Origin of the sequence: Stenotrophomonas sp. B1-1 (assembly GCF_010894375.1) — a bacterium.
GTDB lineage: Bacteria > Pseudomonadota > Gammaproteobacteria > Xanthomonadales > Xanthomonadaceae > Stenotrophomonas.
The window spans coordinates 23509-37222 of sequence record NZ_JAAIUZ010000028.1 but is presented as its reverse complement, the minus strand read 5'-3'; the positions used below and the strand labels follow the sequence as shown (position 1 = coordinate 37222).

Here is a 13714-nt window from a genome sequence, read left to right as displayed (position 1 = left end):
CATCAGGTTTCCTGCGCCAGGTCCAGGGCGGCGCCAACCACAGCATTGTCGCTTGGAAGCCCGAACATTGCTGCCCCCGCCAGCGGCGTATAGGTATCGGCGCCGCAGACCCGGCGCAGCGGCAGGTGGCCCAGCCCGGCCTCGACCAAGGCGGTCACCACGCCCTCGCCCACCCCGCCGCTGTGGCGGCCCTCGTCCAGCACCAGCACCCGCCGAGCGTCGGCGGCCTGGGCGGCAATGAACGCCGTCGGCAGCGGCACCAGCCAGCGCAGGTCGAGCACGCGCACCTGCCAGCCCAGCTGCTGCTCGATACTGCGTGCCGCGCGCAGGGCCATCGGCACGCCATTGCCATAGGTGATCACCAGCAGGTCCTGCGCCTCGGGCGCATAGACGCGCCCTTCGCCGGGCACCAGTGCCTGCCCCGGCGGCGGATAGTCGAACAGCCACTGGCCATCGCCCGGCGCATGCAGGTCCTTGGTCATGTACAGCGCGATCGGCTCCAGGAACACCGACACCCGCCCATCCACCCGCGCCAGCGCGGCCAGCGTGCGCAGCATCATCACCGCATCGTCGCCGCGCGAGGGGCACCCGACCACCAGCCCGGGAATATCGCGCAGGGCGGTAATGGAGTTGTCGTTGTGGAAGTGGCCGCCGAAGCCTTTCTGGTAGCCCAGGCCGGCCACCCGCACCAGCATCGGGTTGCGGAACTGGTCGTTGGAGAAGAACTGCAGCGAGCAGGCCTCGCCGCGCAGCTGGTCGATGGCGTTGTGCAGGTAGGCCAGGTACTGGATTTCCGGTATCGGCAGCAGGCCCAGGTTGGCCAGGCCCTGGGCCATGCCCAGGATCATGGTTTCATCCAGCAGGGTGTTGAACACCCGGCGTGGACCGAAGCGGCGCAGCAGGTCGCGGGTGACGGTGTAGACCCCGCCTTTCTGCGCGACGTCTTCGCCGAACAGCACCGCCTGCGGGTACTTGCCCAGCAGCTCCTGCAGGGCCTGGTTGATCTGCACCGCCAGATGCCGTGGCGGCTGTACCTCGGGTAGATGGTCGGCGCCGCCGTACATCGATTCACGCAGTGCCGGCGCCAGCACCCGCTCCGCTTCGGCCTGCACCGCGGCCGGCGAGTACGGCGCCAGCGGCGCCAGCACTTCGTCCAGCGACTGCAGCTTGGGCCGTGCATCGGCCTGGTGGGCGGCTGCCAGGCAGCGCGCGCGCAGGTCTTCGTAGGCCTGCTCGATCTGCGCAGCGGTCATCCAGCCCGATTCCAGCGCAATCTGCGCCGAGCGCAGCAGCGGGTCCTGCGCCTCGGCCGCGCACAGGTCGGCCAGCGCGCGCCATTCCACTTCGAAATCGGTGCCGGCGTGGCCCATCAGCCGCGTGGTGCGCAGGTGCAGGAAGGTGGGCCGCCGCGTGCGCCGGCAGTGCTCCACCGCGGCCTGCACCTGGCTGTGGCCGGCGGCCAGGTCCAGGCCATCGGCAAAGAAGTAGTCCAGGCCCGGCTGGCGGCTGAAGCGTTCGGCGATCCAGCCTTCGGGCGTCTTCACCGAAATGCCCAGGCCGTTGTCTTCGCAGACGAACAGCACCGGCACCGGCAGCTTCTGGTAGGCGGCCCACATGGCGGTGTTGAAGGCGGTCTGCGCGGTGGCATGGTTGGCCGAGGCATCGCCAAAGGAACACAGCACCAGGCTGTCGGCCGGAATGGGCAGTGGCTGCCCCAGGCGCTTGCCGCTCTCGATGGCCAAGGCGGTGCCGACCGCCTTGGGCAGGTGCGAAGCGATGGTCGATGTCTGCGGCAGCACCCACAGCGGGCGGCTGCCCCAGACCTTGTGCCGCCCCCCGCTGGCCGGGTCTTCGGCGCTGGCGGCGAAGGACAGCGCCGCATCGCGCAGCGGGTCCAAGCCGGGCACATGCCGCGAACGCTCGATCATGAACGCCCCGGAGCGATAGTGCAGGAAGGCCGGATCGGTGTGGCGACAGGCCCGCGCCAGCAGCGCGTTGCCTTCATGCCCGGACGAACCGATGGTGTAGAAGACCTTGTTCTGCACCCGCAGCACACGGGCCATCAGGTCCAGCTGGCGGCTGGCCAGCTGTGATTCGAACAGCTCGCCGAACGCAGCGGCGCCCAGACCGCTGCCGGGCAGGATCGGTGCATCCGGTGCCGGGCGCTGTCGCGGCACCCCGTCCCATCCACGCACCGCTTCAAGGAAATTGACGTCACACACCTCGGCGCGGTTCAGCGCGCGCATGCGTGCGGGAATCGGATCTGGAACGACTGCAAACATCGAACACCCTCCGTGTCGTTGCTGCATTCCGCCGGGCATGGCACGCGGCCCAGCTTTCGTAGAGTCGAGCTTGCTCGACTACGCTGGAAACCAGTCGAGCAAGCTCGACGCTACGCGCCTGCATCCAGGCGTGCCTGCACCTCGGCGGTGACCGCCGGCATGGGCACGAAGCGCGGTTGTTCGCGTACCCGCTGCAGCCAGCCGCGTACTTCCGGGAACGGCTGCAGGCTGATGCCACCGTCTTCGGCCACATGGGTGTAGGCAAACAGCGCGATATCGGCAATTCCATACTGGCTGCCGGTGAACCACATCGCCTGCCGCAGGTGCTGCTCCATCACCGCCAGCGCGTGCTGCGCACGTTCGTGCAGGCGCGGCAGCTCGGCCCGGCGCGGCGAATCCTGCTCGGTCCAACCGCGGATGAAGCGTGCCACCGCGATGCAGGGCTCATGGGTGTACTGCTCGAAGAACATCCAGCTCAGGGCCTGCGCGCGCTCCCAGCCATCGGCCGGCAGGTACGGGGTACCTTCGGCCAGCCAGAACAGGATCGCATTGGATTCGGTGAGTACGCGGCCGTCATCGCGCACGATCAACGGCACTTTGGCATTGGGATTGAGCGCCAGGAATTCAGGCGTGTGGGTCTGGCCATGCGCACTGTCCACTTCCACCCAGCGGTAGCGGCTGCCCACCTGTTCCAGCAGCAGCCGCACCTTGTGGCAGTTGCCGGACACCGACATGCCATGCACCGTCAACGGAACGCGTTCTTCCACCATTGCCTGCTCCAGCGAAACCCGGCCGACGGCCGCCTGGGTGCAGTCTGGCAACTGCCGGCAGCGCTGCCAAGCGCGGATGCAGCATCGGCGCGCAGGCCGTCACACAATCAGCGCGGGCGCTGCTGCCACTGCGCGCGCGACTGCCCCCAGATCTGCAGCGGCGGGCCCTGGTAGGGCGGCGGCAACTGGCCCGTGCGCAGCAGCTGGCTGCCCAGCTTGCGCGCCACGGCCCTGGATTTTTCGTTGTCCTCGGCAATGGTATGGATCACTTCCTGCCAGTCCTGCGTGGCGAAGGCCCAGTCGATGGCCGCCACCGCCGCTTCCGGCGCATAGCCCTGGCCCCAACTGCCGCGGCGGATGCTCCAGCCCACCTCCGGGCCGGGCCAGCCCAGCGGCTGCCAGGGGCCCATGCGGCCGACCCACTCGCCGCTGGCTTTCTCGATCACGCTGAACATCGAATAGCCGAACAACTGCCAGGCACCGGCCAGGCTGCAGAAGCTGCGCCAGGCCACCGAGGGTGGCTGCACCCCGCCCAGGCTGCGCATCGTTTCTTCATCGGCACAGAAGGCCAAGTAAGGCTGCAGGTCCTGCGCCTGCGGCGGACGCAGGATCAGCCGCTCGGTTTCGATGCGCAGATCGAAGATGCTCATGCCGGTTCCTCTGCCAGACCATGGCCGGACATCATCGTCGATACCGGCCCGGAATCCAGACCCGCAAACGAAACAGGCCGGCAAATGCCGGCCTGTCCGATACCCGCTGCACTGCGTGCGTTACTGGCGATTGGCGGCCGTATCGCCCGCTGCCGCGGTCTGGGTGACCAGCTGGCCGTCGACCACCGGCAGGCGATCGCTGGCCGGCTTGTTGTCCAGGCGCACGGTCTTTTCGGCGCCGTCGTAGCGGTAGGTCACGTTGTAACCCTTCACCACGTCGTTGGTGCCCATGGCGATGCGGTTGCCCGGCTTGCTGGCCATGCGCATGGTGCCGGTGGTGCCGTCTTCGTTGCGGTAGGTCACGTTGTAGCCGGTCACGCGGCTGGATTCCGAGGTGGCCGTTTCGGTGTGGCACTGACGCTCGGTGCGGTTCACCACGCGGCCGCCCACGTGGCGCTTGTCCACCTGGTTGCCGATGAAGCCACCGGCCACGGCACCGGCAGCGGTAGCGGCCTTCTTGCCGTTGCCGCCACCGACCTGGTTGCCCAGCAGGCCACCGACCACGGCGCCGACCACGGTGCCACCGACATTGCCATCACGCTCGGGCAGGCGCTCCTGCACCACCACGTCCTGGCAGACTTCGTGCGGGGTCTGGGTGGTGGAGGTCTCGCGCACCGCATCGGTGCCGATGACCGTGGCGTAGGCCTTCTGCTTTTCAGTGATCGGATCGACCTTCAGCACATCGGCGTATTCCAGCCCACGCGGCGCGCTCGGGTCGAGCGTATCGGTGCGCGCACCGTCATCGGCCGCGTTGCCATCGGCCAGGCGGGATTCCGCCGAGGGCTGGGCCGAACCGGCCACGTCGGCCGACGAGCCGCTCTTCATGAAGGCGGCGGTAGCGATACCACCGACCAGCAGTGCGCCTGCTGCGACCAGGACCGTTGTAGTTGTGCTTTTCATGACCTGCTCCCTGCGGACGATCCGCAACGTTCTTGGGACAGATTGCAGCATGGTCCGCCTGAACGGAATCTCCACATTTCCTGCTCATGGCCGTAACCCATTCAGCATCTGGAAATGCTGTGCCCGTGGTAGCGTTTGCACATTCCCCGCATGGATTTCCACCATGGCCAACCCGATGCTACTGCCGGTTCTGCAATGGGCACGCCGGCTGCGCTACCCCACCCTGTTCAAGCTGACCGCCGGCCTGTTTGCCATCACCCTCTTCATCCCCGACCCGATTCCGTTCGTGGATGAGCTGCTGCTGGGCCTGGGCACGCTGCTGCTGGCCAACTGGAAGCAGCGCGGCGCGGCCGTGCCACCGCCGTTGCAGCAGGGTTGAGCGTGCTGATCGACAGCCATTGCCACCTGGATGCCAGCGAATTCGACCCCGACCGCGATGCGGTGATCGCGCGCGCCCAGGCGGCCGGCGTGCAGGCCCAGGTGGTGCCGGCAGTTACTGCCGCCAGCTGGCCCAAGCTGCGCCAGGTCTGCCAGCAGGCGCCGGGGCTGTACCCGGCGTACGGCCTGCACCCGATGTTCCTGGCCGAGCACCGGCCCGAGCATCTGCAGCAGCTGCGCGACTGGATCGAGCGCGAGCGCCCGTGTGCGATCGGCGAATGCGGCCTGGATTTCTTCGCGGGCGATCTGGATATGCAGGCCCAGCAGGATTACTTCCTCGGCCAGTTGCAGCTGGCGCGGGAATTCGACCTGCCGGTGATCGTGCACGCGCGCAAGGCAGTGGATGCGGTGATCGCCGCGATACGCCGCATCGGCGGGCTGCGCGGGGTGGTGCACAGCTATTCCGGCAGCCCGGAACAGGCCGTGCTGCTGCACAAGCAGGGCTTTCTGCTGGGCCTGGGCGGTCCGCTGACCCATGAGCGCGCCCAGCGCCTGCACCGTCTGGTGCGCGACATGCCGCTGGAACAGCTGCTGTTGGAAACCGATGCGCCCGACCAGCCCGATGCCGGCATTCGCGGCCAGCGCAACGAGCCGGCGCGGTTGGCGGTGATTGCCCGCCACGTGGCCGCGCTGCGCGGGGTGGCGGTGGACGCGGTGGCCCAGGCGACCGCCGACAACGCCCGGCGGTTGTTCAACCTGCCCGCGGTGTGACACGTCGCCGGGCGTGGCCCGGCGCTACCGGTCCTACGCGGCGTCTGCTTCGGCCTTCACCTTCTTCGACTCCAGCAGCATCTCCAGCGCCTTGCCCACGGCTGCGAACGCGAAGGCGCCGGTGATGTGCGTGGCCGCACCCAGGCCGGCACCGCAATCCAGCTTCAGCGCCGCATCGGCACCCAGGTTCGGGCGCAGGCCACAGACGCTGCCATCGGCCTGCGGGTACTTCACGTTTTCCAGCGAATACACCGCCGGCACACCGAAGTAGCGCTTGGCGTTCTTGGGGAAGTTGAACTCGCTGCGCAGCTTCTTGCGGATCAGCGCCAGCATGGCGTCATGTTCGGTGCGCGAGACATCGCGGATGCGCACCAGGGTGGGGTCGGTGCGGCCACCGGCTGCGCCCACGGTCAACAGCGGCAGCTTGCGGCGGCGGCACCAGGCAATGGTTTCCACCTTCACCCGGAAGCTGTCGCAGGCGTCGATGACCAGATCGAAGCCGCGGTCCAGCAGTTCGGCCATGTTGCCGGTGGTCAGGAACGCCTCCACTGCATCCACCTCGATCTGCGGATTGATGGCACGGCAGCGCTCGGCCATCGCCACCGACTTGTTGCGCCCGTAGTTGCCTTCCATGGCCGGCAACTGGCGGTTGGTGTTGGACACGCAGATATCGTCGGCATCGATCAGGGTCAGGTGCCCCACCGCCGAACGCGCCAGCGCTTCGACCACCCACGAGCCGACGCCGCCCATGCCCACCACCGCCACGCGGCTGCCCTGCAGGCGCTCGAGCGCACCCACGCCATACAGCCGTTCAATGCCGGCGAAGCGTTCTTTGACCTGTTCGTTCATGCGGCTATTTTAACGTGCAGGCGGCGGTCGCCACAGCGCGCCGCAACCGAACCCACCGTTGCATGCCCGGAGTGCCCGCATGAATGCCAGCCCCTCCCCCCGCCGGACCACGGCCTACCGCTATCTGTTCGTGCTGGCGCTGGGCCTGCTGATCGGCCTGGTGGCCACGGTAATGGTGGGGCGTGCCCTGCAGGCCCGTCGCGATCCGTTTCCCGACAGTCTGATGCAGGTGATGCAGCGGCAGTCGCAACTGCTGCAGCAGGCCCACCAGCAGAACCGCTGCAGCCTGGCCGACAGCGTGCCGCGGCTGCAGTTGTTACGCCTGCTGTCCAACGACCTGGACCTGGCCTTCCCGCAGCTGCAGCACGACCGCCGCTTCCAGGCCCATGCCAGTGCCTACCGCGGCAGGCTCAACGACGCGCTGGCCGCGCCGCCGGCCGACTGCACGGCACTGGCAACACTGGTGCAGGCCGTGCAGGACGATTGCCGCGCCTGCCACCAGGATTTCCGCTGATTCATCTTCCAGCCGGAATGCGCTGTCGCGGTTGGCACCTTGTTCACGTGTGAAAGCGGACGATTCCAGCCACCCTGCTGCATGACGCAGTACCACCCGCACCCGCCTTCACGGCCAGGAGACGCCCCATGAAGATCCAGCTTATCGCTGCCGCCACCATCGCCACCCTCGCGCTGGCCGGCTGCGCCACCTCGCCCGGTTACGGCGGCGGTGGTTACAACAATGCCTACAACAACGGCGGCTACGGCAACAACTCCGGCTACAACCAGGGCCGTTGCGCGGACTGCGGCATCGTCACCCGCATCAACACCGTGGCCTCGGGCCGCACCGCACCGGCCGCCACCGGCGCGATCCTGGGCGGTCTGGTCGGCGCCGTTGCCGGCCATGAGATTTCCGACCACACCGGCGGTAGCCGCGGCAACAAGAACATCGCCGCCGCCGCAGGCGCGGTGGGTGGCGCGCTGGCCGGCAACCAGATCCAGAAGAACGTGACCAGCGATACCTACGACATCACCGTACGCATGGATGATGGCCGCACCGTGGTGGTGAACCAGCGCGACCTGGCCGGTATCCGCGAGAACACCTACGTGCGCGTGGTCAACGGCCGGGTGATCCTGCGCTGACCTGCCCCGGGCCACTGGCAAAGAAAAAGGCCCGCTTGCGCGGGCCTTTTTCGTTCAACGCGATGCGTTCCGGTCAGACCGGCTGCACGGCATCGGCCTGCAGGCCCTTCTGGCCCTGCACGACGGTGAAGGTGACCTTCTGGCCTTCCTTCAGGCTCTTGAAGCCCTGGGTCTGGATGGCACGGAAGTGCACGAACACATCTTCGCCGTTTTCACGGCTGATGAAGCCGAAGCCCTTCGCATCGTTGAACCACTTGACGGTACCGCTCTCGCGATCAGACATCTCACTAACTCCCTGGTGACTCTCTCTTGTTGTTGGATACGCCTGGTTGGGCGGCTGACAAGCAAGGGGGAAGCGAGGTGCAACGATGCAGCGGATCGGTGAGATCTTGCTTCATCAGGCCACGATCCACGGTGACCTTGCCAAGCTCAGCGACTGCAACTTAACCCGACCAAAACGAAAAAGCAACTGGCAAAATCTTTCACTGTCAACCCCAAAAAGCCAACCATACGGAACAGCATGGACCTCTCATTCATCTTGTATCTGCTAGCGGTCATTTCTGTCCTGGTCGGCCTGGCCGGCATCGTGCTGCCGGCCCTTCCGGGGGTACCGCTGGTGTTCCTGGGCCTGCTGCTGGCGGCCTGGGCTGACGGTTTCGTGCATGTGGGATGGCCCACGCTGGTGATCCTGGCCGTGTTGACCGTGCTGTCGCTGCTGGTCGACGTGCTGGCCACGGTGGTGGGGGCGCAACGGGTCGGCGCCAGCCGCAAGGCGCTGTGGGGCACCTTCGTGGGCAGCATCGTGGGCCTGTTCTTCATGCCCATCGGCCTGTTCGCCGGTCCGCTGGTGGGCGCCCTGCTGGGCGAGTACTGGCACAGCCGCGAGCTGGGCCGTTCCACCAAGGTGGGCCTGGCCACCTGGCTGGGCATCCTGCTGGGGCTGGCGCTGAAGCTGGCGCTGGTCATCGCCATGCTGGGGCTGTTCGCCTTTGCCTGGTTCTTCTGACGCCTCCGTCTTCACACCCCACGCACGCCGGTGCCGGGCATAAACCGAAGGGGCTGGCCGCAGGTGCGGGCAGCCGCCACACTGTGCATCCACCGTATTCATTTTGAAGGGCCTGCTGCAATGACCCTCCCCGCTCTGCTCCCCCGCCTTGCTCCGCTGGCGCTGGCCCTGGCCGCCGCGCCCGTGGCCGCGCAGGAGATCGTACCGACCGCCACCACCACACCGGCCGGCTGCGCCGCCATCGACACCGATGCCGCCCGCCTGGCCTGCTACGACCGGCTGTTCGGCCGCAGTGCCGAGGCCACCGCCGCCGCCGATGCGGCCGCCCAGCAGGCCGCACAGGCCCTGCGCGAGCAACGCCGCGCCGCACGCCTGAGCCAGGGCGAAGAGAACCTGCGTGCCCGCGTGGGTGACATCTTCCGCCCTGCCCCGGATGACAGCGCGCTGGCCAACGCCGGCCGTGGCTCGCTGCTGGACAGCCGCTGGGAACTGGCCGAAGACTCCAAGCTGGGCCCGTTCCAGCTGCGCGCCTACAAGCCGGTGTACCTGCTGCCCGCGTTCTGGACCAGCGACAAGAACCAGATGCCGCAGTCGCCGAACCCGGCCAACAGCGTGACCACGCCGCAGGTGCTGGACAGCACCGAGCTGAAGTTCCAGATCAGCTTCAAGACCAAGATCGCCGAGAACCTGTTCGGCGACAACGGCGATATCTGGGCTGGCTATACCCAGAGTTCGCGCTGGCAGGCCTACAACGCCGAGAATTCCCGCCCCTTCCGCGAAACGAACTACGAGCCGGAAGTGATGATGGTGTTCCGCAACGGCTATTCGATCGGCGGCTGGCGCGGGCGCATGACCGGCATCAGCCTGAACCACCAGTCCAACGGCCGCGCCGACCCGCTGTCGCGCAGCTGGAACCGGGTGATGCTCAACATCGGCCTGGACCGCGAGAACTGGGCGCTGGTGCTGCGGCCCTGGTACCGCATTCCGGAAACGCGCAGCGACGACAACAACCCGGACATTGAAGACTACATGGGCCGTGGCGATGCCACTCTCATCTGGAACCGCAACGGCCACGAGGTCTCGCTGATGGCACGCCATTCACTGCGCACCGGCGACCGCTCGCACGGCGCGCTGCAGCTCGATTACGGCTTCCCGATCAGCAACCTGCTGCGCGGCCACGTGCAGATCTTCGACGGCTACGGCGAAAGCCTGATCGACTACAACCACAAGGCCACCTACGTGGGCGTGGGCGTGTCGCTGCTGGAGTGGTTCTGATGACCGTGACGATCTGGCACAACCCGGCGTGCAGCAATTCGCGCGGGGCCCTGGCCCTGATCCGCGACGCTGGCATCGAACCGGTGGTGGTCGATTACCTGGGCACCCCGCCTGACATCGCAAGCCTGCGTGCGGTGCTGGCCGAATCCGGCCTGAGCGCCGCTGAGCTGGTGCGCAGCAAGGAGGCGCAGTTCACCGGACTGGGCCTGGCCGACGCGGATGACGCCACGCTGTTGGCCGCCATGGCCGAACACCCGCGGCTAATCAATCGGCCCGTTGTGCGCACGCCCAAGGGCACGCGGCTGTGCCGCCCGCCGGAAACCGTGCTGGAGCTGCTGTAGCAGCGGGCAATCGCGCGACGATGCACGTCCGATCCGGCGACCGTGCACGCTCGGTAGAGTCGACTGTCAGTCGACTGCCCTTCGCGCAGGCCACGAAAACCCCGCGCTGCGCGCGATAGTCGACTGACAGTCGACTCTACCCCGTCGTGTCGCGGGCGATCATGGGCGGTCAACGAAAAACGGCGCCCTGCGGCGCCGTTTTCCGTAATTCCGTTGCGGATTACTCCACCACCACCGGAATCTTGCCGATGCGGGCCTGCCATTCGCGCGGGCCGGTCTTGTGCACCGATTCGCCGGTGGAATCGACCGCCACGGTCACCGGCATGTCCTGCACGGTGAATTCGTAGATCGCTTCCATGCCCAGATCTGCAAAACCGACCACCTTGGCCGCCTTGATCGCCTTGGACACCAGGTAGGCCGAACCACCGACGGCCATCAGGTAGGCCGACTTGTGCTTCTTGATTGCCTCGATGGCGGCCGGGCCGCGCTCGGCCTTGCCGACCATGCCCAGCAGGCCGGTCTGCGCCAGCACCTGTTCGGTGAACTTGTCCATGCGGGTGGCGGTGGTCGGGCCGGCCGGGCCCACCACTTCGTCGCGCACCGGATCGACCGGGCCAACGTAGTAGATGAAGCGACCCTTCAGGTCGACCGGCAGTTCCTCACCCTTGTTGAGCATGTCGACCATGCGCTTGTGCGCGGCGTCGCGGCCGGTCAGCAGCTTGCCGTTGAGCAGCAGGGTCTGGCCCGGCTTCCAGTTGGCTACGTCTTCGGGAGTGATCGTGTCCAGGTCCACGCGGGTGCCCTTGGACGCGTCGTAGGTCAGCTTCGGCCAGTCTTCCAGCGACGGCGGGTCCAGCATCACCGGGCCGCTGCCATTCAGGGTGAAGTGCGCATGCCGGGTAGCCGCGCAGTTCGGAATCATCGCCACCGGCAGGTTGGCCGCGTGGGTCGGGTAGTCGTTGATCTTGATGTCCAGCACGGTGGTCAGGCCGCCCAGGCCCTGCGCGCCGATGCCCAGCGCATTGACCTTTTCGTACAGTTCCAGGCGCAGCTCTTCGATGCGGTTGGATGCACCACGGGCCTGCAGCTCGGTGATGTCGATCGGCTCCATCAGCGCTTCCTTGGCCAGCAGCATCGCCTTTTCGGCGGTGCCGCCAATGCCGATGCCGAGCATGCCCGGCGGGCACCAGCCAGCGCCCATGGTCGGCACGGTCTTCAGCACCCAGTCGACGATGGAGTCGGACGGGTTGAGCATGGCGAACTTGGTCTTGGCTTCCGAACCACCGCCCTTGGCGGCCACGATCACATCGACCGTATTGCCCGGCACCACCTTCACGTTCACCACGCCCGGGGTGTTGTCCTTGGTGTTGATGCGCTTGCCGGCCGGATCGGCCAGCACGGAGGCACGCAGCTTGTTGTCCGGGTGCAGGTAGGCGCGGCGCACGCCTTCATTGGCCATGTCTTCCACGCCCATGGTGGCGTCGTCCCAACGCACGTCCATGCCGATTTCCAGGAACACGGTGACGATGCCGGTGTCCTGGCAGATCGGACGGTGGCCTTCGGCGCACATCCGCGAATTGATCAGGATCTGGGCCATCGCTTCCTTCGCGGCCGGCGACTCTTCGCGCTCGTAGGCAGCGGCGAGGTTCTTGATGTAGTCGACCGGGTGGTAGTACGAGATGTACTGCAGCGCGTCGGCGATGGACTGGATGAGGTCTTCCTGCTTGATCGATGTCACGGCTTGCTCGCTTGCTCAAGGCTGGCGGGGGTAATCCGCCCATTTTACCCCCTCCGCCGACTGCGCGTAGATTCGCAGGGGTCAGATCCCTTTCCGCGGGAAAGGGCTCTGACCCCGCCCCCTTGTCACGCCCCCGCCCTCTCTGGCGTCCTTGCCAACATGAACGCTGAATCGACCTTCCAGACCCACCGCCCGCGCCTGATGGCGCTGGCTTACCGCCTGCTGGGCAGCCGCGCCGACGCCGAGGACGTGGTGCAGGACGCCTGGCTGCGCTGGTCCGGCGCCGACCCGGCCAGCGTGCGCGATGCCGAGGCCTGGCTGGTGACCGCCACCACGCGGCTGGGCCTGGACCGCCTGCGCGCGGCCCGGCGCGAGCGCGCGCACTACGTGGGCCCGTGGCTGGCCGAACCGCTGGCGATCAGCCTGGAACCCGACCCGGCGCCTGGCCCGGCGCAGTGCCATGCGCTGGCCGACGACGTGTCGGTGGCCTTCCTGACCCTGCTGGAACAGTTGGGACCGGAAGAGCGCGCCGCGTTCCTGCTGAAAGAGGTGTTCGACCACGACTATGCCGAGATCGCCGAGCTGATCGGCCACAGCCAGGCCAACTGCCGCCAGCTGGTGCATCGGGCCAGGCAGCGCCTGCAGGCCGGGCGCCCGCGCTTCAACGCCGATGCCAGCCAGCACCGCGAACTGCTGGCGCGCTTCATGCACGCCACCCAGCAGGGCGACAGCCAGGCCGTGCAGGCCCTGCTGCATGCCAACGCGCGCCTGGTCTCCGATGGCGGCGGTGTGGTGACCGCCGCGATCCGGCCGCTGCTGGGCGCCGAGCGCATCGGCCGGCTGTTCTGGGCCATTGCCCAGCGCGGACTGGGCCACACCGCGCAACTGGGCTATGTGAACGGCGAACCGGCGATCCTGCGCTTCGATGGCCAGCGCCTGCATTCGGTCACCACGGTGCAGGTGGTGGACGGGCGCATCGCCGAGGTCTACAGCGTGCTGAATCCGGAAAAATTGTCGGCGGTTGTCACGGCGGCGGACGCGGCGGCGTCCTGGTAGTGAAAGGCGGCCATCGTGGCCGCCGTGGAGCCGAACATGTCCGACCACGCATCTCCCCGCGTTCCCTACACCCGCCTGGCCGCCGAGGCCTTCAAGGGCCTGCTGGCCACCAGCAAGGCGGTGCATGACAGCTCGATCGACCCGACGTTGATGGAACTGGTGTTCCTGCGCGTGTCCCAGCTCAACGGCTGTGGCTACTGCATGGACATGCACGGCACCGCGCTGCGCAAGGGCGGCATCGAGCCACGCAAGCTGGATACCCTGCCCGCATGGCACGAAAGCCGCTTCTTCGATGCACGCGAGCGCGCGGCGCTGGGCTGGGCCGAGGCGCTGACAAGGCTGACCGATGGCGCACCGTCGCAGGCCGCGTTCGATGCACTGGCGCCGCACTTCGACGAAAAGGGCATCAGCGACCTGAGCATGGGCATCGCGGTGATCAATGCCTGGAACCGGCTGGGCGCCGGCCTGCTGCCGCCGCTGCCGTAAGGGGCTTTTCTGGCC

The 13714-nt window shown here is 67.4% G+C and carries 16 protein-coding genes; 9 read left to right on the top strand and 7 right to left on the bottom strand.

Annotation, left to right across the window (positions count from 1 at the left end; all coding sequences use genetic code 11):
* Window positions 1–2 precede the first annotated feature (2 nt).
* The 4 genes from G4G00_RS18870 to G4G00_RS18855 form a co-directional block, all read right to left on the bottom strand.
* Window positions 3–2282, bottom strand: coding sequence for a thiamine pyrophosphate-dependent enzyme (locus G4G00_RS18870; RefSeq protein WP_108753567.1), 2280 nt, complete (start codon window positions 2280–2282; stop codon window positions 3–5).
* Between the two features lie 110 nt (window positions 2283–2392).
* Complete coding sequence (locus tag G4G00_RS18865; protein ID WP_164275725.1) at window positions 2393–3052, bottom strand: glutathione S-transferase family protein; 660 nt, start codon at window positions 3050–3052, stop codon at window positions 2393–2395.
* A gap of 107 nt (window positions 3053–3159) precedes the next feature.
* The gene (locus G4G00_RS18860) at window positions 3160–3702 is read right to left on the bottom strand and encodes a GNAT family N-acetyltransferase (protein WP_108753569.1); all 543 of its coding nucleotides are present in this window, start codon (window positions 3700–3702) and stop codon (window positions 3160–3162) included.
* 120 nt (window positions 3703–3822) lie between these two features.
* Window positions 3823–4662, bottom strand: a complete 840-nt coding sequence (locus tag G4G00_RS18855) for a glycine zipper 2TM domain-containing protein (RefSeq protein ID WP_108753570.1) — start codon at window positions 4660–4662, stop codon at window positions 3823–3825.
* Window positions 4663–4825: 163 nt separating this feature from the next.
* Between G4G00_RS18855 and G4G00_RS18850 the strand changes: the two genes are divergently transcribed.
* Both G4G00_RS18850 and G4G00_RS18845 read left to right on the top strand, forming a co-directional pair.
* Window positions 4826–5041, top strand: a complete 216-nt coding sequence (locus G4G00_RS18850) for a DUF6116 family protein (RefSeq protein ID WP_108753571.1) — start codon at window positions 4826–4828, stop codon at window positions 5039–5041.
* A complete protein-coding gene (locus G4G00_RS18845; RefSeq protein WP_164275722.1) occupies window positions 5038–5811 on the top strand; it encodes a TatD family hydrolase in 774 nt (257 codons plus the stop codon). The genes G4G00_RS18850 and G4G00_RS18845 overlap by 4 nt, the downstream gene beginning before the upstream one ends.
* A gap of 33 nt (window positions 5812–5844) precedes the next feature.
* Here G4G00_RS18845 and G4G00_RS18840 read toward each other — a convergent pair whose 3' ends face one another.
* Window positions 5845–6660 (bottom strand): tRNA threonylcarbamoyladenosine dehydratase, encoded by an 816-nt coding sequence (locus G4G00_RS18840; RefSeq protein ID WP_164275719.1) that lies wholly within the window; start codon window positions 6658–6660, stop codon window positions 5845–5847.
* 79 nt (window positions 6661–6739) lie between these two features.
* Between G4G00_RS18840 and G4G00_RS18835 the strand changes: the two genes are divergently transcribed.
* Both G4G00_RS18835 and G4G00_RS18830 read left to right on the top strand, forming a co-directional pair.
* The gene (locus tag G4G00_RS18835; RefSeq protein ID WP_164275714.1) at window positions 6740–7174 is read left to right on the top strand and encodes a cytochrome c; all 435 of its coding nucleotides are present in this window, start codon (window positions 6740–6742) and stop codon (window positions 7172–7174) included.
* A 128-nt stretch (window positions 7175–7302) separates the two neighbouring features.
* Window positions 7303–7797 carry a glycine zipper 2TM domain-containing protein gene (locus G4G00_RS18830; protein ID WP_164275712.1) on the top strand — a complete coding sequence of 165 codons (495 nt, stop codon included), beginning with the start codon at window positions 7303–7305 and terminating at the stop codon, window positions 7795–7797.
* A gap of 73 nt (window positions 7798–7870) precedes the next feature.
* Here the strand turns inward: G4G00_RS18830 and G4G00_RS18825 are convergent, their stop codons facing one another.
* Window positions 7871–8080 carry a cold-shock protein gene (locus G4G00_RS18825; RefSeq protein ID WP_065197592.1) on the bottom strand — a complete coding sequence of 70 codons (210 nt, stop codon included), beginning with the start codon at window positions 8078–8080 and terminating at the stop codon, window positions 7871–7873.
* 237 nt (window positions 8081–8317) lie between these two features.
* Between G4G00_RS18825 and G4G00_RS18820 the strand changes: the two genes are divergently transcribed.
* From G4G00_RS18820 to arsC, 3 genes are all read left to right on the top strand, one after another.
* The gene (locus G4G00_RS18820; RefSeq protein WP_164275709.1) at window positions 8318–8803 is read left to right on the top strand and encodes a DUF456 domain-containing protein; all 486 of its coding nucleotides are present in this window, start codon (window positions 8318–8320) and stop codon (window positions 8801–8803) included.
* A 120-nt stretch (window positions 8804–8923) separates the two neighbouring features.
* Entirely contained in the window at window positions 8924–10078 is a 1155-nt protein-coding gene (locus G4G00_RS18815) for a phospholipase A (protein WP_164275706.1), read from the top strand.
* Window positions 10078–10419, top strand: a complete 342-nt coding sequence (arsC, locus tag G4G00_RS18810) for an arsenate reductase (glutaredoxin) (protein ID WP_164275703.1) — start codon at window positions 10078–10080, stop codon at window positions 10417–10419. The genes G4G00_RS18815 and arsC overlap by 1 nt, the downstream gene beginning before the upstream one ends.
* A 220-nt stretch (window positions 10420–10639) precedes the next feature.
* Here arsC and G4G00_RS18805 read toward each other — a convergent pair whose 3' ends face one another.
* Window positions 10640–12157, bottom strand: coding sequence for a fumarate hydratase (locus G4G00_RS18805; RefSeq protein ID WP_164275700.1), 1518 nt, complete (start codon window positions 12155–12157; stop codon window positions 10640–10642).
* A 159-nt stretch (window positions 12158–12316) separates the two neighbouring features.
* Here G4G00_RS18805 and G4G00_RS18800 point away from each other — a divergent pair, with 159 nt between their 5' ends.
* Entirely contained in the window at window positions 12317–13213 is an 897-nt protein-coding gene (locus G4G00_RS18800) for an RNA polymerase sigma-70 factor (protein ID WP_108753579.1), read from the top strand.
* A gap of 36 nt (window positions 13214–13249) precedes the next feature.
* Entirely contained in the window at window positions 13250–13699 is a 450-nt protein-coding gene (locus G4G00_RS18795; protein WP_053443831.1) for a carboxymuconolactone decarboxylase family protein, read from the top strand.
* Window positions 13700–13714 lie beyond the last annotated feature (15 nt).